20 protein-coding genes and 1 tRNA gene are annotated in these 23147 nt (G+C 36.8%); 1 reads left to right on the plus strand and 20 read right to left on the minus strand.

The features are described 5' to 3' along the window. Positions 1-57: 57 nt before the first annotated feature. From H9L01_RS00140 to H9L01_RS00190, 11 genes are all read right to left on the minus strand, one after another. Positions 58-711 carry an HD domain-containing protein gene (locus tag H9L01_RS00140; RefSeq protein WP_187533950.1) on the minus strand — a complete coding sequence of 218 codons (654 nt, stop codon included), beginning with the start codon at positions 709-711 and terminating at the stop codon, positions 58-60. After that, positions 698-2401, minus strand: a complete 1704-nt coding sequence (gene ptsP, locus H9L01_RS00145) for a phosphoenolpyruvate--protein phosphotransferase (RefSeq protein ID WP_187533951.1) — start codon at positions 2399-2401, stop codon at positions 698-700. The genes H9L01_RS00140 and ptsP overlap by 14 nt, the downstream gene beginning before the upstream one ends. Positions 2402-2713: 312 nt before the next feature. Beyond that, positions 2714-3322, minus strand: a complete 609-nt coding sequence (locus tag H9L01_RS00150) for a V-type ATP synthase subunit D (RefSeq protein ID WP_187533952.1) — start codon at positions 3320-3322, stop codon at positions 2714-2716. Between the two features lies 1 nt (position 3323). Beyond that, on the minus strand, positions 3324-4769 hold the full coding sequence (locus H9L01_RS00155) for a V-type ATP synthase subunit B (protein ID WP_187533953.1): 1446 nt from the start codon (positions 4767-4769) through the stop codon (positions 3324-3326). 8 nt (positions 4770-4777) lie between these two features. Beyond that, positions 4778-6505 (minus strand): V-type ATP synthase subunit A, encoded by a 1728-nt coding sequence (locus tag H9L01_RS00160; protein ID WP_187534976.1) that lies wholly within the window; start codon positions 6503-6505, stop codon positions 4778-4780. Beyond that, positions 6505-7074 carry an ATPase gene (locus H9L01_RS00165; RefSeq protein ID WP_187533954.1) on the minus strand — a complete coding sequence of 190 codons (570 nt, stop codon included), beginning with the start codon at positions 7072-7074 and terminating at the stop codon, positions 6505-6507. The genes H9L01_RS00160 and H9L01_RS00165 overlap by 1 nt, the downstream gene beginning before the upstream one ends. Then, positions 7075-7383: a V-type ATP synthase subunit F gene (locus H9L01_RS00170; protein ID WP_187533955.1), complete on the minus strand. Its 309-nt coding sequence runs from the start codon at positions 7381-7383 to the stop codon at positions 7075-7077. Then, positions 7380-7814 carry an ATPase V gene (locus tag H9L01_RS00175; RefSeq protein ID WP_187533956.1) on the minus strand — a complete coding sequence of 145 codons (435 nt, stop codon included), beginning with the start codon at positions 7812-7814 and terminating at the stop codon, positions 7380-7382. The genes H9L01_RS00170 and H9L01_RS00175 overlap by 4 nt, the downstream gene beginning before the upstream one ends. A 12-nt stretch (positions 7815-7826) precedes the next feature. Next, a complete protein-coding gene (locus H9L01_RS00180; RefSeq protein ID WP_187533957.1) occupies positions 7827-9623 on the minus strand; it encodes a V-type ATP synthase subunit I in 1797 nt (598 codons plus the stop codon). An 11-nt stretch (positions 9624-9634) separates the two neighbouring features. Then, positions 9635-10645 carry a V-type ATPase subunit gene (locus H9L01_RS00185; RefSeq protein WP_187533958.1) on the minus strand — a complete coding sequence of 337 codons (1011 nt, stop codon included), beginning with the start codon at positions 10643-10645 and terminating at the stop codon, positions 9635-9637. After that, the gene (locus tag H9L01_RS00190) at positions 10635-10955 is read right to left on the minus strand and encodes a hypothetical protein (protein WP_187533959.1); all 321 of its coding nucleotides are present in this window, start codon (positions 10953-10955) and stop codon (positions 10635-10637) included. The genes H9L01_RS00185 and H9L01_RS00190 overlap by 11 nt, the downstream gene beginning before the upstream one ends. 111 nt (positions 10956-11066) lie before the next feature. Between H9L01_RS00190 and H9L01_RS00195 the strand changes: the two genes are divergently transcribed. Next, positions 11067-11155 (plus strand) — tRNA-Ser (locus tag H9L01_RS00195). Between the two features lie 196 nt (positions 11156-11351). On the opposite strand, the gene H9L01_RS00200 is transcribed toward H9L01_RS00195, so the two are convergent. From H9L01_RS00200 to asnS, 9 genes are all read right to left on the minus strand, one after another. Then, positions 11352-12278: an ABC transporter ATP-binding protein gene (locus tag H9L01_RS00200; RefSeq protein ID WP_187533960.1), complete on the minus strand. Its 927-nt coding sequence runs from the start codon at positions 12276-12278 to the stop codon at positions 11352-11354. After that, entirely contained in the window at positions 12268-13350 is a 1083-nt protein-coding gene (locus H9L01_RS00205) for an ABC transporter ATP-binding protein (protein ID WP_187533961.1), read from the minus strand. Before H9L01_RS00205 ends, H9L01_RS00200 begins: the two co-directional genes overlap by 11 nt. Positions 13351-13358: 8 nt before the next feature. Beyond that, the gene (locus tag H9L01_RS00210; protein WP_187533962.1) at positions 13359-14366 is read right to left on the minus strand and encodes an ABC transporter permease; all 1008 of its coding nucleotides are present in this window, start codon (positions 14364-14366) and stop codon (positions 13359-13361) included. Then, positions 14359-15312 (minus strand): ABC transporter permease, encoded by a 954-nt coding sequence (locus H9L01_RS00215; protein WP_187533963.1) that lies wholly within the window; start codon positions 15310-15312, stop codon positions 14359-14361. Before H9L01_RS00215 ends, H9L01_RS00210 begins: the two co-directional genes overlap by 8 nt. 69 nt (positions 15313-15381) lie before the next feature. Further along, positions 15382-16998 carry a peptide ABC transporter substrate-binding protein gene (locus tag H9L01_RS00220; RefSeq protein ID WP_187533964.1) on the minus strand — a complete coding sequence of 539 codons (1617 nt, stop codon included), beginning with the start codon at positions 16996-16998 and terminating at the stop codon, positions 15382-15384. A 197-nt stretch (positions 16999-17195) separates the two neighbouring features. Next, on the minus strand, positions 17196-18404 hold the full coding sequence (locus tag H9L01_RS00225) for a diphosphate--fructose-6-phosphate 1-phosphotransferase (protein WP_187533965.1): 1209 nt from the start codon (positions 18402-18404) through the stop codon (positions 17196-17198). A gap of 147 nt (positions 18405-18551) precedes the next feature. Next, complete coding sequence (gene abc-f / locus H9L01_RS00230; protein ID WP_425486352.1) at positions 18552-20417, minus strand: ribosomal protection-like ABC-F family protein; 1866 nt, start codon at positions 20415-20417, stop codon at positions 18552-18554. Positions 20418-20427: 10 nt separating this feature from the next. Beyond that, entirely contained in the window at positions 20428-21747 is a 1320-nt protein-coding gene (locus tag H9L01_RS00235; RefSeq protein ID WP_187533966.1) for an N-acetylmuramoyl-L-alanine amidase, read from the minus strand. A gap of 9 nt (positions 21748-21756) precedes the next feature. Next, positions 21757-23139 carry an asparagine--tRNA ligase gene (gene asnS / locus H9L01_RS00240; protein WP_187533967.1) on the minus strand — a complete coding sequence of 461 codons (1383 nt, stop codon included), beginning with the start codon at positions 23137-23139 and terminating at the stop codon, positions 21757-21759. Positions 23140-23147 lie beyond the last annotated feature (8 nt).

The raw sequence follows: 23147 nt of genomic DNA on the forward strand, positions 1-23147 counted from the left end.
TACGGTCATTTATAGCGATTTAGCGGTAAAACCATAAAAAAAGAGGACTCATCCTCTTTAACTTGTTTCTTCAATTTCTAAATAAAACTGATCATAGTACTCTTGCATGAGTGCTTGTCGTCTTTTGGCAATTTTGATTCCTTCAGGAGTTGTAACCCAATCAATGATTTTTAGTAACTTTTCGTCAAAATGATCAATAGCATTTCTTTCGACGTTTCGATATTCCTCAAAATTTGAATAAGATTGACCAACGAGATTCGGATCATAAATAGGTGTTCCTTTTGAACCAGCATAGTAGAAAGTGCGAGCAATCCCAATCGCACCCATAGAATCAATTAAATCTGCATCACTAACATATTGAGCTGATTTAATCTTATCTCTAACACCGTATCCTCCGCGATATCCTATTTGTGATACACCAAGGATAATCTCAGTTTCATTGCCTTCCAGATCAAGATTCCACTCGATAAACAATTCTCTTAGAGATTTGTCCAAATTATCAGTTGGTGAAATTTTGTCATCAAATACATCATGGAAGTAAGCAATACATAACGGAACAAATGCATTGTCTTCCTTAGCAATTAAGCGCGAAGTGAGATTCACAACGCGCTTAATGTGTTGATAGTCATGCCCTGTAGATTCACCGTTAAAGTGATTTTCTACAAGGCTATCGATTATCTCTAATGTATTCTTTTGTTTATTTGATAGCATTGTCGAGAAGTGTTAATACTTCTTCTGTTGTTGAACAATTTAATGCTTGTTCCGTTAATGCTTGCATTTCTGCGAAACTTAAATCACGAATAATACGACGTGCTTCAAGAATTGAAGAAGCTGACATTGAGAATTCGTCTAAGCCAAGTCCAAGTAATAATGGAATTGCTCTTTCGTCTCCAGCCATTTCTCCACACATACCACACCATTTGCCTTCTTTATGAGCACCGGCAATTGTCATCTTAACAAGACGTAGAATTGATGGGTTGTATGGTTGGTATAAGTATGAAACTTTTTCGTTCATACGGTCAGCAGCCATTGAGTATTGGATCAAATCATTTGTACCAATACTGAAGAAGTCTGCTTCTTTAGCAAATTGATCAGCAAGAATCGCTGCTGCAGGAATTTCAACCATCATACCAAGTTCGATATCATCGCTGAATGCAACACCTTCTTTTGAAAGGTTTTTCTTTTCTTCTTCTACAACTGCTTTTGCATCACGGAATTCTTGGATAGTAGCAATCATTGGGAACATGATGCTTAATTTTCCGTAAACAGATGCACGTAATAACGCACGAATTTGTACACGGAAGATATCTTTACGATCTAAACATAAACGGATCGCACGGTATCCTAAGAATGGGTTCATTTCATGTGGGAATTTTAAGTATGATAGTTCTTTATCGCCACCGATGTCTAAAGTACGAACAACAACGCGACCTGGAGCCATGTTTTCAAGTACAGACTTGTATGCTTCAAATTGATCTTCTTCATTAGGAAGTTCTGATGCATCCATGTATAAGAATTCTGTACGATATAATCCAACAGCTTCTCCACCATTGTTATTAACACCTTCAACATCTTTAGGTGTACCGATGTTACCTGCTAATTCAACTTTATGACCATCTTTTGTGATTGTCTCAGCATCTTTTAGTTCAAGTAATGAACGGCGGTGTTCTGCAAATGCTTCAGCTTTTGCAGCATATTCAGTTTTTTGTTCTTCTGTAGGTTTGAAGATAATAACACCTTCAAGCGCATCAAGAACAATTTCATCACCGTGTTCGCATTGATCAAGGATTGATCCTGCTCCAACGATTGCTGGAATTTCCAAGCTTCTTGCCATGATAGCGGAATGTGATGTACGTCCACCAATTTCAGTTGCAAATCCTTTAACGAATCGACGGTCTAATTGTGCTGTGTCTGAAGGTGTTAAATCTTCAGCAACGATTACAACTTCTTCGTTGATACGTGTTAAATCAGGAATATTTAAACCTAAGATATGGCATTTTAGACGGTATGCAACGTCTTTAATATCTGCTGCACGTTCACGGAAATATGGATCATCCATACTTTCAAACATACCAATGAACATGTTACCAACTTGATCAGCTGCAAAATCAGCATTAACGTTGTCATTTTTGATCATTTCTTCAATTTGCCCTACGAACTCAGGATCTTGAGTAACCATAAGGTGAGCATCGAAGATTGCAAGATCTTCTTCTGCGAGACGTCCCACTGCTTGTTCCTTAATTGCAGTGATATCATTTTGAGTCTTAACGACTGCATCTTGAAGTTTTTTAACTTCAGTTTCACTATCTGCATCACGTTTTTCAATATTCAATACAGGGTGTTGTAATTTGAATACTTTTGAAACGGAAACACCTGCCGAAGCAGCAATACCTTTAATCATAAACGAATCTCCTTTTTATTTCTACAACACTCATATTCTAACATTTTATGACAGCGTTATCAAAAGTATTTAACGAGAAACCCATGAAATTTAAGGCAATCGCTTTATGACGGAATATTTTAATGCTAACTTAAGAATCTATGTGAAAATTTATATCTTTTACAGATGACAAGTTTCCACATGGTTTTTATTTATTTGTGGATAACTTCTTGATTCACACATACCAAGAGTCTCATCATACATTAAATATATAGATATCACGATTCAATTTCCAAAAAGAAACTCCAGATTAATGACCTAGAGTTTCTTGAGTTAGTTTCGTTTACTTTTTACTTCTTTTACTTTTTTCATTCGTGTGAATTCTTCACGTTCTTTTTCTTCTAAAGCATCTGAAATTGTTTTAATTTGATATTCTAAATCTGGAATAACAATTTGTTCGAGAGCATTTGCACGCTTTCGACTCTTTTCAATCGCTTTCGCAAGACGATACATTCCATTATCAAGCTCCGCAAGCTTGGCAGTATAAATCTTAACCTGGCGCATCTGTACATAGACATCATCAAGCTGAGAATTACTAATTCCGAGTGCGTACGGAATTTCAATTTCAGGATTATCATCAATGCTAACCTTAGGAATTTCAATTCCCATGACCGATCGATAAACAATTTTAATATCTTCTTCTACTGGCATTAATTCCGCAACACGGTTAATAACACCAAAAGAAACGTTAGCACGTTGAAGTGCAAGGTATGCTTTAACATAAGAATCATCAATGACATCACGAAGTTCCTTAACATCGTCCATCATCTTAGAAAGTTCTTGCATCAGAATAATTCGCTTACGATCCATTAAATCATAGCCCAATTTCGCAAGTCGCAAGGATTCCTTACATGCTAGCAAATTTCCCTTTGTAATTAACATACTACTTTATCGTTTCAAACAATGCGGGATCAAGAAGTTCTGGGCTATTTTCTTTAAAGAAAGTAATGGCTTTATCTGGTAAATAGTAGGTGTCTAGTATTTCTCGATCTAATCGGTCGAGATCGTGAGCTGGAAGTAATGATAGTAAGTTCCAGCCAAGTTCTAGCGTTTCAAAAATATTTCGGTTTGAGAGATTTCCTTGACCTACATAAAGACTCTCAAACAGTTTTCCAAATGCTAAATAACGTTGATCATCCTTTGAAAGTTCGTCAAGCCCAATAACCGACGCTAAATTTCTTACATCAATAACACGAGCGTATGATGCAAAGAGCTGTGCGGAAAGTGGTGCATGATCAGCTCGAGTGAGCCCTTCACCAATACCATCTTTCATCAAACGTGAAAGGGATGGTAGAACATTTATCGGTGGATAAATCCCACGTTGTTGAAGTCCACGATCTAACACGATTTGTCCTTCAGTAATATATCCGGTACAGTCAGCGATTGGATGCGAAATATCATCATTAGGCATCGTCAAAATCGGAATCTGTGTGAGTGAACCTTCACTCCCTTCAATACAACCTGCTCGTTCATACATACTTGCGAGATCTGAGTAGAGATATCCTGGATATCCTTTACGACCCGGAACCTCTTCCTTCGAAGAACTGTATTCACGCAATGCTTCACAATACGATGTAATATCTGTCATTACCACAAGAATATGCATATTCTTTTCGAATGCAAGATATTCAGCAGCTGTTAGTGCAAAACGTGGTGTTAAAATTCTCTCAATAATCGGATCATTTGCAAGATTTAAAAACATAGTTACGTGATCCATAACACCATTCTCGATGAATGTTTGTTTGAAGAATGCCGCAACATCATGTTTAACACCCATAGCTGCAAAGACAATCGCAAACGACTCATCATTATCACCATGCAGTTTCGCTTGGCGTACAATTTGTGCTGCCAGTTCGTTATGTGAGAGACCACTACCTGAAAAAATAGGAAGTTTTTGACCACGAATTAATGTATTTAATCCATCAATTGCAGATACTCCTGTATTGATAAAGTTTCTTGGGTAGATACGCGAAACAGGGTTGATAACACGACCATTAATATCCATGAACTTTTCAGTAAATACAGGTCCTAGTCCATCAATCGGTGCACCAGAACCATTAAAGCTTCGCCCTAATATTTCTTCCGACAATCCAATTTCGATGGGTTTCCCAGTAAGTTTTGTCACAACATTATTTTTTGATAGACCATCGGTACTTTCAAAAACTTGAATTAAACAACGATCTCCTTGCATTTCAATAACGCGGCCAAGACGTGTATGACCGGTATCATCAACCAGCTCAACCAGTTCGTCAAATACCGCATTTTCAACACCCTCAATTGCAACAAGAGGACCATTGATACTTGATAAACCTTTAAAATAAATACTCATAGTTCCTCCTACTCAATTGAAGCGAGCGCTTCATCAATTTTTGTATAGTATGCAGCAAATGCTGACAAGTCTTCATCTACTACATATTTCAATCCAATAATATCATCAAAAATATGTGTTTTAATAATTGCACTCATTGTCTTTTTAGTTTCTAATACTTCTAAACATTTTGTATGTGTATAGCGAATAAGTTTCAACATTTCATACTGTTTGTTTAAAGATACTGAACTATCGAATTTATGGAATGCATTTTGTTGGAGATATCCAACTCGAATAACACGCCCCATTTCGAGCGTCAATTTTTGACGATCTGCAAGGACATCTTGTCCAATTAGTTTTACAATTTCCATCAGGCTTGTTTCTTCATTTAAGATTGATAGAATAAATTGGCGACACGCTAAGAACTCATCACCGATATTTTCTTCATACCATAATCCCAATTGAGGTAAATACTCTGAATAACTTTGATTATAGTTAATTGAAGGAAAGTGACGAATATAGGCCAGTGATTTATCAAGTGCCCAAAAACAGCCAATAAATCGTTGGGTATTTTGCGTTACAGGTTCAGAGAAATCTGCACCTTGTGGAGAAATAGCACCCACAATACTAATGGATCCACGATCACCATTTAAAGTATCGACAAAGGAACTTCTTTCATAGAACGCAGCAAGCCTCGATGCAAGATATGCTGGGAATCCTTCTTCCGCAGGCATTTCTTCAAGACGACCTGACAATTCACGAAGTGCTTCTGCCCAACGAGATGTCGAGTCTGCCATAAGCGCAACATGGTATCCCATATCACGATAATATTCTGCAAATGTGATTCCTGTATAAATAGAGGCTTCACGAGCAGCAACAGGCATGTTAGATGTATTCGCAATTAGAATTGTTCTTTCTAAAAGGGTTCTACCTGTTTTAGGGTCAATAAGTTCTGAAAATTCTTCGAGGACTTGAGCCATCTCATTACCACGTTCACCACATCCAATATAAACAATAATATCGGCATCACACCATTTTGCAAGTTGGTGTTGAAGCATGGTCTTTCCTGCTCCAAAACCTCCAGGAATTGCTGCACTACCCCCTTTTACGATCGGGAATAACGTATCAATAACACGTTGTCCTGTAATCAAAGGAACTTTCGCATCAATACGCGCCTTGACAGGACGTTCTTGGCGAATAGGATGATGATGCGACAAGGTTACTGTATGGCCATTATCAAGCGTGTAAAGTACTTCATCTAAACGGTAATTGCCATCTTGAGCACGTTCTTTAATAACACCTGTTTCAGGTGCCATAAGGCGATGTTCAATTGAACCTGTTTCTGAGAATGTAGCAAATATTTGCCCTTTTTTAATCTCAGCTCCTGCTTCCACTATAAAGTGAACTGGCCATTCCTTATCTTCTGGAAGGGTACGCATGGATTGTCCCACATCAAGATATGACCCATATTTTTTGGATATCCCTTGCAGTGGACGACCAATACCATCATAAATATTTCCGAGAAGGCCCGGTCCGAGTTCAATTGTAAGTGGTCTGTGCGTGTGCTCAATAGGTTCACCAATCTTCATGGAAGATGTCGATTCATAAACCTGGATGGTTACAAATGCATCATCAATTGCGATGACTTCTCCCAATAATTTTCGATTTCCTACATACACCATTTCTGACATCATAAAGTTATCAACATCGCGACTTTTAATGATCGGTCCGTTAATCCAATATACTGAACTTGTCATTAAATCCATAATTGACTCTCCTTTACGAATGTTTCCATCGCGTTATTAAAACGCGTTAGTAGTGAGTAATCATATACTTTAGTTTTGGTTTCAAAAATAATGCCACCTAACTCTAAATCTTGCGACACACATGACACTTGTTTATTATTAAGTAACTTAAAATCCTGTTCTCTAAGCTTAAACACACCTTCTTGATCGATGCCTTGCTCTTGAATATTCTTCACAACATCATTAAGGTAAACTTTATAATCGTCACTCTCTAAAAACTTGAGGATATTATTTTTCATATCCGCTTCAAATTTATTAAAGAGTTCGAGACGATGTTGACGTAATTTTTGTGACACACTGAAACGCAACTCAGATTCTTGTGTTGAACGTTTCTTTTCTTCACGTTTACGAATTGTTTCTATTTTTTGATTAATTGAAAGTTCGACTTGTGATCGATAATCATCAATTTCTTTTTGGACTGTGTTTTGGTATTCATTTTCCATTTTTAAAGTGGTAGCTTCCACTTCACTAATAATCGAATCAACAATTGATTCCGACATTTTTTGTTTTTCTCCGGACATTTATACCACCTTCCCAATTATTTTAGCAATCGTTTCATCAATCATCGATTGAACTTCATGAGATTGATGTCGATCTGATACTTCTACAATCAAGGGACTTGTTAGATTCAATTTCATATCTAATAAGTGCTCGCGATCCATATCAAAGACCACACTTGTCAGTAAAAGAATCCCAATATCCTCTTGATTAAGTACATTTTCGAGTGCTTCTTTTAAACTGTTTTGATCATGAACAACAACGCCTTCGATGCCTGCAAGTCGCATACCCATCTGTGTATCAACGTTGTCGCTGATGAGATACATTCTCATAATTTTCCGATAATTTGAATCGCGATAAGAAGTCCGTAAATAGCAACCCCTTCAGCAAGCGCAACGAAAATCATTGCTTTACCAAAGTTTTCACTGTTTTCAGAGATAGCGCCAATCGCTGCTGGTGCAGCTTGACCTACAGCATATCCAGCACCAATAACAGATGCACTAACAGCAATCGCTGCAGCAATAAATCCCATACCTTGAGCTGTACTTCCTTGGAAAGCTGCATTCGCAACTTCATCAGCATGTGTAACACCTGATATTAATACAATTCCTAGTAATGATGCAAAGAATGTTGATACTTGCATCCAAACTCTAAATTTAGCATTCTTTGGATCCACTTTCTTTTGGAAAACGGGAATCAATGGTACTGTAATCAACGCAATTAATGCGATGGGTCCTAAAATTTCAAACATATTTAAATTCATTTTTCTATCCTCCTAGATTGCTGTTTTAAATGGTTTTCCGCCGCCATCATAATAGCGACTGAACATTTCATAATATTCTAAACGCAAGGTTTGAATCCCAACGATTAAACCTTCCAAGCCAATAACAATAATATTACCGACAATCACAACTAGCAATCCGCCAGCTCCAGACATTTCTTTAAGTGTCATAACAACTGACATCATCCCAGCATGACTCAATACGAATCCACCAACACGAAGAAACGACATCGTATTGGTTACAAAACTTAAGGCTACTTCAAAGAGTTCAAAAATACTTTCTGAGAAGTAAGCTCCCCATCCTTCATGAGGTTTCATACTCATATTTTGAATGAGATGGGTCAGAGGTTCTTTAAGTAAGATAACCCCTAACGGTAATACGATACAAAGTACAATTGTAATAGGATTCATGATATCAATACCTGACTTAAACTTAAGCGCCATGTATGTCATGATAAACCCATAGAATATAAAGCCTGCAAGACCGTTTTGACTGAACAATGCGCGATCAAATTGTTTGCGTCTGAGAGAAACAAGAATATTAATAAGTATCGAACAAAGAATTAATATGGTTCCTAACGCGACAGACGCTAATAAAAGATTGGTTGTGAAGTCAGGACTTGCAACATGTATCGGTAATCCAAACGGTTCTAGTAGTGGTTCTAACAGTGTTTCATTTCCAAATACTGAACCATAAAGTGTCCCAAATAGCATTGAGAATGCACCAATACGAATCGCTACTTTACCAAGTTGCATACCCTTTTTATTACCAAAATATAAACCAAGTAGAACGAGCACAAGTCCTTGTCCTAAATCCCCGAACATAATTCCGAATAATAAGGAATAAGTAATTGAGAAGAATAACGTCGGATCAAAGGCACCATATTGTGGTAATCCATACATACTTACCAAACTCTCAAATGGTGCTGAAAACCAACCATTCTTTAAACGAGTAGGCGGTGTTACATTCGTTTGAGCATTCGCCTCAAATTCTTTAACTTCGACAGAGTCATCAAAGATTGACTCAAACTTAGTAATTTTATCTTCGGGCACAAAGCCACTCAGGTAAACGCGATTTTCATAAACTGCAATATATTTGTAAAAGACTTCTTTCTTTGCTTGTGAACGCAAATATCCATAAACATTTTGGAATGTCTTTAGATCATTTTCATCAATTGAAATATCACTTAATTCAGTAGGTATTGCAATGGGTTCAAAATAAAGTGACTCAAACATTTCTTGGAACATCTCTCTATCTTGTTCTAAGCAAACGTATAAAATCCAAGTATATTGTTTTGTTTTATGAAGTGGTGTGAATACAAATCTTTCTTTATTGTAATCACTAATCTTTGAAAGAGATCCGTTTGGAATTCTCCCAAAGTTCATGCCTATAAAACTATCTTCAATAGAATCTAACGGATATTCACGTAATTTTTTAATAGCAGTTTTATCATCTTCAGTTAAGCTTGATAATGATGATTCTTGACTGTGTAACGTCTTGTACCACGACTCCGCATTACGAATACTTGCCTCAATTTCATCAAAGGTAAATCGTTCTTTTTCATTGGAACTTAAATCTAAATTTAAATCTTGCGCAATACGATCACACCGCGAGAGATAGCCATCATAAACACGATCGTTAGGGTAAACATAGCCGCCATCCTCTTCTTGAATCATCGTAGTCGCAAGTTCAGGATGAAAATTTGGGCATGTCATTACACTTTCAATCAACGGCATCACTTGATCCGGAGTGGTTGAAGCTACAACGAGCTTCATCTTTTCTATTGCCATTCTCTCACCTCCTAAATTATGAGTATTTTCTTAATCTCATCTGCATTAATTTGATATCGTACACCTTCAATAATTTGAACGATGTTGTCGATTTCATTCTTTAATATATACATATAAGCATATAAAACCACATTGGTATTCTGCGAAAAACGTAACATATGAACCATGATTTGATGACGAATTACATCCATATAGTATTCAATATGTTGATTCCCTTCAAAATCAGTATATTTACCATAAGGTGACTCTCTTAAAGCATCCAACATCTCGCGCCCATTTTTGTTATCAATCCAATCATTTAAAGTCTTCTCAGATATATAATATGGTTTCGAGTGAACTCTTGCTCTAATTTCTCGAGGTGAAGCATTAAAGAAACGCTTCATTCGATATATTTGAGCGAGTGTTGTCAGTTCATCATGAATCAAGAATATCGCCGATACTTCTTTAGCATTGGGTTCTTGTTTTACCAGATTATGAACACTGTCATTGTAGTGTACCTTAAGTGCTTGTTCGCAAGCAACCAAATCAGCAGGTTCTTCAAGTAATGGAGCCAGCACTTTGTAGTAGTCGGTGTTCTCTAATACAGCCAACAAATCTTCATAGGTTGTAGCCTTTGCTAAATCAACCACATCAAACGCCAAATACTTGTTGAGGTTAATAATGTAGAGATCCACATTATGAACAACATGTGCTTGAATTGAATGGAGACAATACATGATTTGTTCTGTTTCACGAAATCTTGTATAAAATTCATAAAAGTGAACTTTAGAGTCTTTCATATATCGAATCAGTGATAAGAACTCTTGTTGTGATTTATGTCGAATACATTGTTCTAGTAAGTCACGATGAATTGACTTCTCATTAATTCCATCCAATACGACTGAATAACGTGTTTCTTGCTTGAGATATGATGCAAGACTTGGAACATCCGCCATTCCCATCATCGATTCAAATTGTGACATGGTTAAGTGTTGACTATACAAAGAGCGTGCTTTAGCAGACATTGCATAATCATTCGCCATCAAACTTCACAATCCTTTCCATGAGTTCTGGTTCCCACTTGAGGCAAGCTTGAGCAAATCGATTATTTAAATCTTTAACACGCTCATCATATTCACTATTATAAATCGGCAACAAGCGGTCATATTCTTTTTCAGACTCCTCATAAATAGCTGAGGATTCTCTTTCAAATATTTCATTTAATGTTACATCGATTGTCTTTTTTAAAGCCTCAAAGTGTTTTTCATCATTGACACGATTCATATCCTGTTCAACCATTTTTCGCTTCGCATTTTTATTCGCTTCCAATATCTTTAAAATGTGATCATCCATAAACCGTTCCTCCTTGTGAAAAAGACATATTTAATAATACTCCTATATTTTTATGATTTCAATAAAATACATTTCAATTTTTTTTTGAATTTGATATAATGGTTGAGTTATGGAGAAGTACCCAAGAGGCTGAAGGGGTCGGTCTCGAAAACCGATAGGAGTTAACGCTCGCGAGGGTTCAAATCCCTCCTTCTCCGCCATATATAAATTACACCTTCATGGTTATTATACCACGGAGGTTTTTTATTCGTTATTTTATAGATTAGTTGTCAAAGTTTTATTCTTTAACAATGAAGTTAACCTCATATCTTAATCATACAAATAACACTTAAAATTTTCAAATCATATTCATTAAAAATAATGCAGCATCCTATTGACACTGCATTATTAACCTTTCTATTGAGTCCAAGCTTTAACTTCTTCATCCGTTCCTAAAACATAATGACTCCCCTCAATATGATGCGAGGTTCCCGCTTCATAATGAATGCCACTTGTTTCATAATCATAAGAAAATGATTTTCGATTCTTTTCAACACGGGGGTTGGGGGATGGAATAGCACTGAGAAGAGACTTAGTATAAGGATGAATTGGGTTGGTAAATATTTCTTCAGTTGTTCCCGTTTCCACAAGATGCCCAAGATGCAATACACCAATACGATCAGATATATATTTAACCATGCTCAGATCATGAGCAATAAATAAATAAGCCGTATTTGTTTCTTTTTGAATCTTTCGCATCAAGTTTACAACTTGCGCCTGAATGGATACATCCAGTGCTGAGATTGCTTCATCTGCAATAATCAAATCTGGATTCATAATTAATGCGCGTGCAATTCCAATTCTTTGACGCTGTCCACCAGAGAACTGATGTGGAAACCGTGTTGCATGCTCTGCAGATAACCCTACCATTTCAAGAATTTCGTATACCTTCGCATCACGTTCTTCTTTTGTTTGAGTCATTTTATGGATATCCAGTCCTTGAGCGACAATATCAATCACCTTTTTACGAGGATTCAAGCTTGCCATTGGGTCTTGAAATATCATTTGCATTTTCGTATTCAAGAGACGTTGGGTATCTTTGTCTAACTTTTTTGATATTTCCTGACCGTTGAATAGTACCGTACCTGATGTTGGTTCATACAAGCGAATAATACTGCGTCCTGTTGTTGATTTTCCCGATCCTGATTCTCCTACAAGACTGTAGGTTTCTCCAGGATAAATTTCGAAAGAGATACCATCAACAGCTTTAACTGTGAATTTTGATGACACTTTAAAATGTTGTTTTAAATCACGAACTTCCAGTATTGGTGTCTTAGTTGTCATAGTATCCTGCTTCCTTTCTCATTTTCTCAAGTCTTTTTTGCAATGCTACAGGTGGTTGTACCTTAGGGGCATTTTCATGCATCAGCCACGAAGCAACACGATGACTTCCGCCTGCATCAAAGAGTGGTGGTTCTACTCTAAAATCGATATTAAGAGCATACTCATTTCGAGGCGCGAAAGCATCCCCTTGGATTGGTTTCGCAAGATTGGGAGGTGTACCCGGAATGGTGTACAACTCATCATCATTCAGTTCGACATCAGGCATGGCTGAGAGCAATCCCCAAGTATAGGGGTGACGCGGATTGTAGAAAACCTCATCAATACTTCCCTTTTCCACAATTCTTCCAGCGTACATAACAGCCACATAATCCGCAACTTTAGCAACAACACCTAAATCATGGGTGATATAAATGACGGAAAGATTTTTCTCTTTTTGAATATCTTGAATTAACTCAAGAATCTTCGCTTGTATCGTCACATCAAGAGCAGTAGTCGGTTCATCACAGATAAGAATTTCTGGATCACAACTTAATGCAATCGCAATAACTATCCTTTGGCGCATCCCACCAGACAATTGATGCGGATAGTTTTTCAATCTTTTTTCAGCATCTGTAATTCCAACGCGATCCAAGAGTTCAATAGCTCGTTTTCTTGCTTCTTCTTTAGAGTATCCATAGTGATAAATCATAGCTTCCATAACTTGTTTCCCAATCGTCATCGTAGGGTTGAGGGATGTCATAGGATCTTGGAAGACCATCGCAATGCGTTTTCCACGAATTTGATTAGACATTTCTTTATTCGTAAGTTTAAGTAAGTCTGTAGTAACAGCATTTCCAGATTCATCTGTGTACGTGTAATCAATTGACCCACCATTCACATAACCATTACCACTTAGAATCCCCATAATAGCTTTCGTGGTGACCGATTTACCCGATCCTGATTCTCCAACGATAGCAAGTGTTTCACCTCTAAAGAGATCCAAACGAATGCCACGAATTGCATCCACGGCTTCATTGTCAGTTTTAAAAGAAATGGCTAAGTCTCTTATTTTAAGTACATTTTCTTTAGTCATAATTCCACCTACATTTCTTTCATTTTCGGATCAAATGCATCACGTAAGCCATCTGCTAGTATATTGAAACTCAACATCAAGATAGCTAAAATCACAACAGGTATGATTGTCATAAATGGTGTAACAAGGATTGATTTGAATCCTGTATTAATGAGTGTTCCTAAACTCGCCATTGGAACGGGAAGCCCCAATCCAACGAATGCAAGGAACGCTTCATAGAAGATAGCACTTGGTATTGAGAACATTGACATAATAATAATTTGGCTAAAGATATTTGGAAGTATTTCTTTAAATATAATAAAGAAATGCCCAGCTCCTAATGTTTTAGATGCAAGCACAAATTCTTGTTCTTTAACCTTCAATACCTGAGCCCTCGTGACACGACTCATACCAATCCATCCCGTTAACATTAAAGCAATAATAATTGTTGTCAATGAAGGACTCATGACAACCAAAAGTAATACCAAGATTACCAGGTTTGGAATACTACTGATAATTTCCACAATACGCTGCATGACACTATCAACAGCTCCGCCAAAGTATCCTGATATAAGTCCATATATCATACCGAAACAGATATCAATAATTACGGCAATAAATGCAATCGTAAGCGAGATTCTCGTACCTTCCCAAACTCTTACCCATAAATCTCTTCCTAATACATCTGTACCAAAGTAATGGTATTCATGAGTGAGTCCTAATGTTTGATACTTATTGACTCCATTCACACTTCCTGTAAATAATCCCATATTTTCAAGACCCGGAATCCTTGGACCCATACTTTGTTTTTCTGTAAAGACTTGATCGAAGGCATATGGACTCAATAAAGGAGCAACAATAGCAATTACAATAATAATTACAATCAGAGATAAAGCAATAACCGCACTCTTATTTGCAAAGAAGCGTTTCACGGCATCTTTCCAAAATGGTACAGTTTCTATCACTTCATCTTGAGCATGACTGAAATCTTTATTAACAAGCTCGAAGTCATTTTCTAAAAATTCTAATTTATCCATTGTTTTCTCCTTTCGTGAGACGAATTCTAGGATCAATGAGACCATAGGATACGTCAACAATTAACATCATGACAATATAGAGCAAACTGTATAAAAATGCGACAGCCATAATTACGTTGTAGTCATTTACTTCAATTGCCTTAACAAGAATGGTTCCCAGCCCAGGAATTCCGGATATTGTTTCAATAACCATACTTCCTGTAATGAGTCCAATCATGATTGGAGCAAGAACTGTAATAACTGGGATCAGTGTGTTGCGAAGTGCATGATCCATAATAAGTTTTCTACGACTGAGCCCCTTAGCTTCTGCAAGAAGCATGTAATCACTGCCCAATACCTCAATCATTTCACTTCGAGTAAAGCGGGCAACGTTAGCAATAACACTTCCTGACAAAGCAAGCATTGGAATGATGGAAGAAGCAATCGGTCGACTGCTGTTATAAATAATAGGCAGTACAGGAAACTTAACTCCCAGTAACATCAAAAGCAGTAACGCAAATACAAATGATGGAATTGAAACTCCGAGTACGGACAATACCGTTGCGAAAGTATCCCAAAATGTATTACGATGCAATGCTGCGAAGATTCCCAAACCAATCCCAATGATTGTTCCAAATACTACGGCACTAATTCCAATGGTGAATGAAATGGCTGCACGTGGTAATACGAGAGATGCAACATCCGCTCCGCGTGCTAATGAATAAGACTTGCCAAAATCTCCCATCATCATATTTTTAAAGTAGTGCCAAAATTGAACTGGTATGGGTTGATCTAACCCATATTTTGCATAAACTGCTGCCATTTGATCCGGTGTTAATTTTTCACTATTAAACGGTGATCCTGGCATTAACTTGAGCATAAAGAATAATACTGCGGTAATTACAAATAACGTAACCATTGCAATGAGGATTCGTTTAAGTATATATTTCTGTGTTGATTTTGTCATAACTTCTCCTCCCTTATAAAAAATAGCACAAGGTTTTTAAATCTTGTGCTGTTTCTTAGTGAATCATCATTACTCTGCCTTATCGACATTCTTGTATAGATATGGAACGCCAACAGCATGGGTTTCAATACCAGTTACTTTTGAATTGATAAGACTTGCGCCACCTACTTGGAACATTGGAGCTACAGGTAAGTCTTTCATTAAGACACCTTCTGCTTCTTGAAGAAGATTCCAACGTTTCGCAATATCAAAGGTTACTAAAGCTTCTGTTTCTAACTTATCGTATTCAGGGTTGTTGTAGCCACCGAAGTTATACGTGCTATCTTTTAACATTAAGTTCAAGTAAGTTGTTGGGTCAGAATAATCTGGGCCCCAACGTGTTAGCTGGATATCAAAGTTAGCTTCACGTTGCATTTGCAGACGGTTCTCTTTAGGTACTCCAACCATTTCAATTTCGAGTCCTTCAAGGGTACTTGTAAGTTCAGATTGAATAAATTCAGCTGCAGGTTTTGCGGGATCACTGGTTTCGAATAAGAATTTAATCTTAACCTTCTCAACACCTGCTTCTTTTTTACCTTCAGCCCAAAGTTGTTTCGCTTTTTCTTTATCTGACTTGTTGTATACAGGTGCTGATTCACGGTAATCTTTTCCATCAGGGCCTGTAGCCAGTCCAACTGGAACAAATCCATCACCTGGAACTGAACCATCTTTAAGAACATTGTTTACAAGTTGGTCTTTATCAACAGCAATTGCAATCGCTTCACGAATTTTTTGATTTGATAGTGCAGGATGTTCAAAGTTATACATCATGTACCATAGGTAACCTTCAAGTACATTCGTAAATTCTTTCGATTCCTTATACTTATCAACTAAGTCCGAGTTTAATTTTACAAAGTCTGTAGAACCACCTTCAAAGTCAAGAACAGCGGTACTTGCTTCACCAATAATATTGAAAACTAATTGATCCGCTTTAACATTAGCTGCATCCCAGTAAGTTGGATTTTTCTCCAATGTTACTTTTGAACCTTTTTCCCAAGAAACCATTTTGAATGGTCCGTTAGCAACAAGATTTTTCGCATCAAGTGCATAGTTTTCACCTTGTTCTGTTACGAATTTTTCATTGAGAGGAAAGAATACTGGAAATGCCATTAAACTATCAAAGAAGCTAACCGGATTGTCTAATTTAATTTCAAGAGTCTTATCATCAAGTGCTTTAACACCAAGTTCTGATTTATCGACCTCTCCTTTTTGTACTTTCGCAGCATTCACAATGTTAGCTGCATCTCCTGTAAATAAGTAATTGTAGATTGCATCAGGATTTGTGTTTGCATCTTGCCAAGCATATACAAAGTCATGCGCTGTAACAGGATCATCATTTGCCCATTTAGCATCACGAAGTTTAAATGTCCAAGTAAGTTGATCATCACTTACCTCATGAGATTCTGCTAAGGCATGGATTACTTTTCCGTCTTTATCAACACTCATCAACCCTTCTGTAGTTGCTGCAATAATTTCAAAAGACATACCATCTGTTGCATATCGGCTATCCATCGATGCGATATCATTTTCTTTTGCAAAGGTAATTGTTTTCTTACCACCTGCCCCATCAGGTCCCTTTTTAGCCCCACAGGCTACAAGGCTTAAAACTAACAATACCAGTGCGAAACTCTTCACCATTTTCTTCATAGTATTCCCCTTTCTCCTTCTTGAAACCTTTTTCAGAAATATTTCTGTAAGATTTTCATACATTATCCATTTATTTACATTGTATGTCAAGCATAATAAAACTTTTTTATTAAAAAAGAAAAAACAAGCTCATTTATTGAGCTTGTTTCTAAGAGTTAATTATTAAAGAGATGTCACAAATGACATCCCTTTAATAATTAACGCATGTAGTATGGTTTAACTTGTAGTGGTAATCCTTTTTCATCAAATTTGATGTCTGGACGTCCAACTAATAGTGGTGCGAAGTAAGCATGTGCTTCTTCTGTAATACCTGCAAAGTTTGGTAATACCCATTCTTGTGGGAAGTTACGTACGTGGTTTGCAATGTTGCTTGATGCAGTTGCATCAAATTCAACATCGTATGTATCTCCTTCAACACGACGAACATATACTGTTTGTCCTGAGAATTTAGGATCTACTGAACGCATGTGTGCTGACATACCAAGTTTGAATGATTCTTCAACGTCAACTTTTGATTGTTCTGAAGCGTGTGAACGTTGTGCATTACTTAAGTCTTGAACTTTAGCACGTTCTGAGATACCTGAATCAAGAATTAACTCTTTTAATGCATTACCTGCTCCACCAAGAACAGCGTGACCGAATGTATCATTTTTTGATTCACCAGCTGCAAGGTAAGTACCATCAGCGTAACGAACACCTTCACTTACAACAACATAACATTTGTTTTTTGCATCTAATTGTTTCTTAACAGCTGCTAAGAAAGCTTCTTTGTCGAATGGTAGTTCTGGTAATACAAGAACGTCAACGATTCCTGATACACAAGCACTAGCTGCTAACCAACCAGCATCACGTCCCATTGTTTCAAGAATGAATACATCTTGACGTGTATAAACTGTACTATCCATCCATGTTTGATATGCAGTAGTAGCAATAAATTTAGCTGCACTTGCGAATCCTGGAGCATGGTCCATAACCATTAAGTCGTTATCAACAGTTTTAGGACATCCAACAAATTGGAATCCTTCGATGTTGTTTGCTTTTGCATATTCGTCTAAAGCAGCAACTGTATCCATTGAGTCGTTACCACCTGTATAGAATAATGTACGGATGTCATGTTTTTCCATAACTTCAAATAGACGTTTGAAGTCTGCAACATTTTCTCTCTTTAATTTATAACGGCATGATCCAAGAGCACTTGAAGGTGTTTGACGAAGAATTTGATTTTCTTCTTCACTCATGTGAGTTAAATCAACGAATTGTTCGTTAAGAATTCCTTCAATACCATGAATACCACCCAATACTGTATCGTAAATTGGGTTTAATTGATTTGCCTTAACGACACCTGCTACAGTAGCGTTAATAACTGATGTTGGCCCACCTGATTGAGCCACTAAACATTTAGCCATAATCTCTATCTACTCCTTATGTTTTCCGTTACTATTATACACAAGTTTCATCAATAAACCAAATGACTTTCCCTCTTTTAGCACTTTCAATTTAAAAAACAAGCGAAACTTCACCGAATTTGTGAAAGAGCATCCAATTGGATGCTCCTAATTAATTTGAATATCTTGAGCTTCGAAATCTTCTGCCAGCTCTGCCCATTCATTTTCGCGTGTTTTTATCTCATTATGAATTTCATCAATCGTCTCATTGAGCGCATTCATCTTCTCAAAATCATGATAAATCTCTGGGTCAAAGCGATGCTCACGATGCACCTCGAGATCTTCATACAATTCCATAAGTTCTGCTTCCAGTTTCTTATATCTGTTTTTCTTTTTCTTAATCGATTCGTACGACTCTTTTTGAGTAACTTTGGTTTCACTTACTTTTTCTTTTTCAGAACTAATAATTTCACCAATCGTTTTCTCAGTATGCGTAATTTCACCGTCTTTAATGACAAGGATATCGGTAGCAAGCTTCTCAATAAAATAGCGGTCATGTGATACAAAAATCATCGTTCCATCGTATTGTTCGAGTGCCTTCTCGAGTGCTTCTTTACCTTGAATGTCCAAGTGGTTTGTGGGCTCATCGAGGATAAGTAAGTTATCATGACTTAACATCAACTTAACAAGCGACAAGCGAACACGCTCGCCCCCCGATAAGACATTCACATTCTTAAAGACTTCTTCACCTTTGAATAAGAAGCGTCCAAGTGCGGTACGAATTTCAGTGTGATCAAGGGCAGGGAAATCATCCCATACTTCTTCAAGAACAGTTTTATCCATATGAAATTCGAGGAGATTTTGGTCGAAGTAACCAATTTCAATTTGATGACCAAAAAGAAGATCACCAGCTAGCGGATCCATTTTACCAGAAATAGTTTTTAGTAACGTCGACTTACCCGTACCATTGTCTCCAACAATTGCATAGCGATGACCTCTTACAAATGTTCCTGTGTATTCAAAGAGTGGTTTATCATATCCTACTTGGTAATTTGAAAGCTGGAGTACTTCTTTTCCCCCACGTATGTTGGATTTAAATTCTGCTTTGAACTCACGTTTCTTAACATCCTTTTTCTCAAGACGATCCATTCTATCCAGATACTTAATTTTTGACTGCGCGAACGCTGCTTTACTTTTTTTGTATCTAAATTTCTCAATGAGTTTTTCTATACGTTCAATTTCTTTTTGTTGGTTTTGATACTTAATATTGTGTTTTTCTATCTGATCTTCTTTAAGTTTTAGATAGCCAGAGTAGTTGCTTGAATAACGTGTAGCAACACGATCTTCAATCTCAACAACTACATTACAAACACGGTCTAAAAATAACCGGTCGTGGGATACAACGACGACAGCACCATCGTAATTATTAAGATACGACTCAAGCCATTCAATTGTGGAAATATCCAAATGGTTCGTTGGCTCATCCAAAAAGAGAATATCCGGTTTGCTTAGTAAGAGTCTTACAAAGGCAAGACGTGTTACTTGACCTCCCGAGAAGGTATTTAGTGGACGCTTTAAATCTTCAACTGTAAAGTTAAACTTAGTGAGTACGGTGTGAATCTCAGATTCAAACGTATATCCCCCACGTCGCATAAATTCTTGTTGAACACGGTCATAACGAGCGAGCATTTGTTCACTATGGTCCTCGATCATTTGCTGTTCTAAACTTTGTAGTTGATCTTGAAGAGCATAAACATCTTGATATGCTTCATCAAAAAACTCTTGAACTGTCAGAGCATCATTACCAATATTAATTTGATCTAAAAAGCCCTTACGAGTATTTGATTTCCAGAAAACATCTCCACTATCAAGTGTATTTTCTCCGGATAATACTTTAAAAAGTGTTGTTTTACCAACACCATTCGCACCAATGAGTGCTACTTTTTCATTTTCTTTAATTAATAAATTCAAATCTTCAAATAACTCTTGAGAGCCAAATGATTTGTATGCATTTCTAACTTGAACAATCATCATTTCACCTGCTTTATTCTTTAATGCCGACCTCAGCTAAGATTCCTTTGGTGGTTGCTTCGATTATTTTGTCCTTATCCTCACGAATTGTTTTAATATCTTGAGGATCTGATGTATATCCTAATTCGAGTACAAGTGCTTGCATCCCCGTTTTACTGTTAGTAGCAAAAGCATTCTCTTTCGCAAATTCTCCTTTACTACCAGCTCCGGTAAAGATACCGCCTGTCTCTCGTAATATCGCATTCATATCATACTCATCTTTGAAAGACGTTTTAATAACGCCATCCATATTTTGACCTGATACATATCGGGAAGCTCTCAACGGTGATGTTTCCGTCAGATTCTTCATCATAATTGTTGCGAAACGATTGGTTACATAATTAGAATAAATTGCTGTAGATCCATAATCCAAAGGTTGTAGCGAGTGTACCATGGTAAAGGATACAAAATATTTTGCATTGGCATCATACGCATTTTGAATACGATTATTTTTACCATGATAGTTTATTACTTCATCTTTAGTTCGTGTTAGTTTTACTTTAAGACCGCGAGCTTCGAGTTGTTTTTTCACACCATCAGCAATGTCATACATTGCATCAGCCTCAACAAAATCTCCGTTAATAATTCCCTTGGAAATATTACCATTAAACTCTTTAATCATACCACTTGGGTCTAACACAATATCATAGTCTTGATCGTTAGATTCTACCGAATCAACCACCAAGAATGAATAGTTTTCATCCATGCTAAAAGGATGTTCTTTAGAATTAAATAAATCCTTATTAGAGATTAACTTAATATTTTTTCGATAACCATCAATTGAGATAGTTGAGAACGCATCTTCACGAACTTCATTACTTACAAGACGCGCTTTAGTAAGACCATCAAGGACACGGATTTCATAGAAACCCGGTGTCAATCCTTCAACTGGAATCTTCGCATCAAGTTCTGCTCCCATAAGATATGCACGTTCTTCTTCTGTACAAATATTCTTAAGGAATACTGTCTTACTACTAAAAGCATCACGAACTGTACGGTTATAAGGCTCTTTATAAATACCCAATGTTTGACCAAACATACCTACGTCTTGATATCCTATCGTAGCTTCTTTATTTTCTTTATTCGCTTCATCAATCTTTTTTGTAATGATCGCTTGGGTTTCACTAATTGTAGTATTACAGATTGTGAAGGCTGTTTCTGGTTCTTTATACTTTGGCATGAGGGTTGTATACACTAAGATTCCTCCAATCATCACTAAAATGACAAAAGGAACTACAATTTTGTAGTTCACTTTTTTTCTTGATTTAGGAACATATTTCGCTCTAAAATCCATACAAACCCCTTAATAATCTAAGTGTCTTGGAGTTCTTGGGAACGGAATCACATCACGGATGTTTTGCATAGCTGTAATATACATTAAGAATCTTTCAAAGCCAATTCCGAAACCTGCATGTTTAACGCCACCGTATTCACGAAGTTGACGATACCATTCAAGGCTTTCTTTTGGAATGTTCATTTCTTCCATTCTTTGGTCTAATACATCGATACGTTCTTCACGTTGTGATCCTCCAACAAGTTCTCCAACTTGTGGTACCAATAAGTCACATGCAGCAACCGTTTTGTTGTCATCATTTAATCTCATGTAGAATGCTTTAATGTCTTTAGGATAATCTGTAATGAAAACAGGTCCCTTAAAAACTTCTTCACTTAGGTAACGTTCATGTTCTGATTGAAGATCTACTCCCCAATGAACTTTATATTCAAATCGGTCATTTTCTTTTTCTAATATTTCAATCGCATCGGTATAACTGAGACGTTTGAATTCACTGGATAATAAGGAATTTAAACGATCTAATAAGGTGTTATCAATGCGATCATTGAAGAAATTCATTTCTTCAGGTGCATTTTCTAAGACATATTCGATGCAATATTTAACCATATCTTCGATAAGGTTCATGTCATCCTCTAAATCAGCAAATGCAATTTCAGGTTCAACCATCCAAAACTCAGATGCATGACGTGCAGTATTTGAGTTTTCAGCTCTAAAAGTTGGTCCAAATGTATAAACATCTCTAAATGCTAATGCGAATGCTTCAGCATGAAGTTGTCCTGAAACGGTAAGACTTGCTTTTTGTCCAAAGAAATCCTTCTCATAGTCGCCATCAGAACGCGTTGTGACGTTGAAAGACTCCCCTGCACCCTCAGCATCATTACCTGTAATGATTGGCGTGTGGACGTAAACAAAGCCTTGATCTTGGAAGAATTCATGAATTGCCATTGAAAGTACAGAACGTACTCTAAAAACAGCCATAAATGAATTTGTCTTCACACGTAAATGAGCAATGTCTCTTAAATATTCATAACTGTGACGTTTCTTTTGAAGTGGGTAATCTGCACCACATTCACCTTCTAATACAACATCCTTAACATCAATTTCAAAAGGTTGACGTCCATCAGGTGTTGCTTTAAATTTACCACTGATTGTGACAGCAGTACCTGTATTATATTTCGCAATGTCATCAGCATTACTGAGTTCACTTGAATAAACACATTGTGCATTTCTAAAGTAAGTTCCATCATTTAGTTCAATGAACCCTACATTTTTACCTTTACGGTTAGTACGAATCCAACCTTGAATTTGGATATACTCTAAAGAATCTATTTCAATTTCTGATCCGTAAGCTAAAAGATCATAGCACTCACGAATTGTTAAATAAGACATCATATTTTACA

It is taken from the genome of Erysipelothrix inopinata, assembly GCF_014396165.1.
Classification (GTDB): domain Bacteria; phylum Bacillota_I; class Bacilli_A; order Erysipelotrichales; family Erysipelotrichaceae; genus Erysipelothrix; species Erysipelothrix inopinata.

Bases quoted from the DNA above. Each gene is read 5' to 3' on its own strand.
- H9L01_RS00140 (WP_187533950.1), bottom strand. From the start codon at position 711: ATGCTATCAAATAAACAAAAGAATACATTAGAGATAATCGATAGCCTT.
- ptsP (WP_187533951.1), bottom strand. From the start codon at position 2,401: ATGATTAAAGGTATTGCTGCTTCGGCAGGTGTTTCCGTTTCAAAAGTA.
- H9L01_RS00150 (WP_187533952.1), bottom strand. From the start codon at position 3,322: ATGTTAATTACAAAGGGAAATTTGCTAGCATGTAAGGAATCCTTGCGA.
- H9L01_RS00155 (WP_187533953.1), bottom strand. From the start codon at position 4,769: ATGAGTATTTATTTTAAAGGTTTATCAAGTATCAATGGTCCTCTTGTT.
- H9L01_RS00160 (WP_187534976.1), bottom strand. From the start codon at position 6,505: ATGACAAGTTCAGTATATTGGATTAACGGACCGATCATTAAAAGTCGC.
- H9L01_RS00165 (WP_187533954.1), bottom strand. From the start codon at position 7,074: ATGTCCGGAGAAAAACAAAAAATGTCGGAATCAATTGTTGATTCGATT.
- H9L01_RS00170 (WP_187533955.1), bottom strand. From the start codon at position 7,383: ATGAGAATGTATCTCATCAGCGACAACGTTGATACACAGATGGGTATG.
- H9L01_RS00175 (WP_187533956.1), bottom strand. From the start codon at position 7,814: ATGAATTTAAATATGTTTGAAATTTTAGGACCCATCGCATTAATTGCG.
- H9L01_RS00180 (WP_187533957.1), bottom strand. From the start codon at position 9,623: ATGGCAATAGAAAAGATGAAGCTCGTTGTAGCTTCAACCACTCCGGAT.
- H9L01_RS00185 (WP_187533958.1), bottom strand. From the start codon at position 10,645: ATGGCGAATGATTATGCAATGTCTGCTAAAGCACGCTCTTTGTATAGT.
- H9L01_RS00190 (WP_187533959.1), bottom strand. From the start codon at position 10,955: ATGGATGATCACATTTTAAAGATATTGGAAGCGAATAAAAATGCGAAG.
- H9L01_RS00200 (WP_187533960.1), bottom strand. From the start codon at position 12,278: ATGACAACTAAGACACCAATACTGGAAGTTCGTGATTTAAAACAACAT.
- H9L01_RS00205 (WP_187533961.1), bottom strand. From the start codon at position 13,350: ATGACTAAAGAAAATGTACTTAAAATAAGAGACTTAGCCATTTCTTTT.
- H9L01_RS00210 (WP_187533962.1), bottom strand. From the start codon at position 14,366: ATGGATAAATTAGAATTTTTAGAAAATGACTTCGAGCTTGTTAATAAA.
- H9L01_RS00215 (WP_187533963.1), bottom strand. From the start codon at position 15,312: ATGACAAAATCAACACAGAAATATATACTTAAACGAATCCTCATTGCA.
- H9L01_RS00220 (WP_187533964.1), bottom strand. From the start codon at position 16,998: ATGAAGAAAATGGTGAAGAGTTTCGCACTGGTATTGTTAGTTTTAAGC.
- H9L01_RS00225 (WP_187533965.1), bottom strand. From the start codon at position 18,404: ATGGCTAAATGTTTAGTGGCTCAATCAGGTGGGCCAACATCAGTTATT.
- abc-f (WP_425486352.1), bottom strand. From the start codon at position 20,417: ATGATGATTGTTCAAGTTAGAAATGCATACAAATCATTTGGCTCTCAA.
- H9L01_RS00235 (WP_187533966.1), bottom strand. From the start codon at position 21,747: ATGGATTTTAGAGCGAAATATGTTCCTAAATCAAGAAAAAAAGTGAAC.
- asnS (WP_187533967.1), bottom strand. From the start codon at position 23,139: ATGATGTCTTATTTAACAATTCGTGAGTGCTATGATCTTTTAGCTTAC.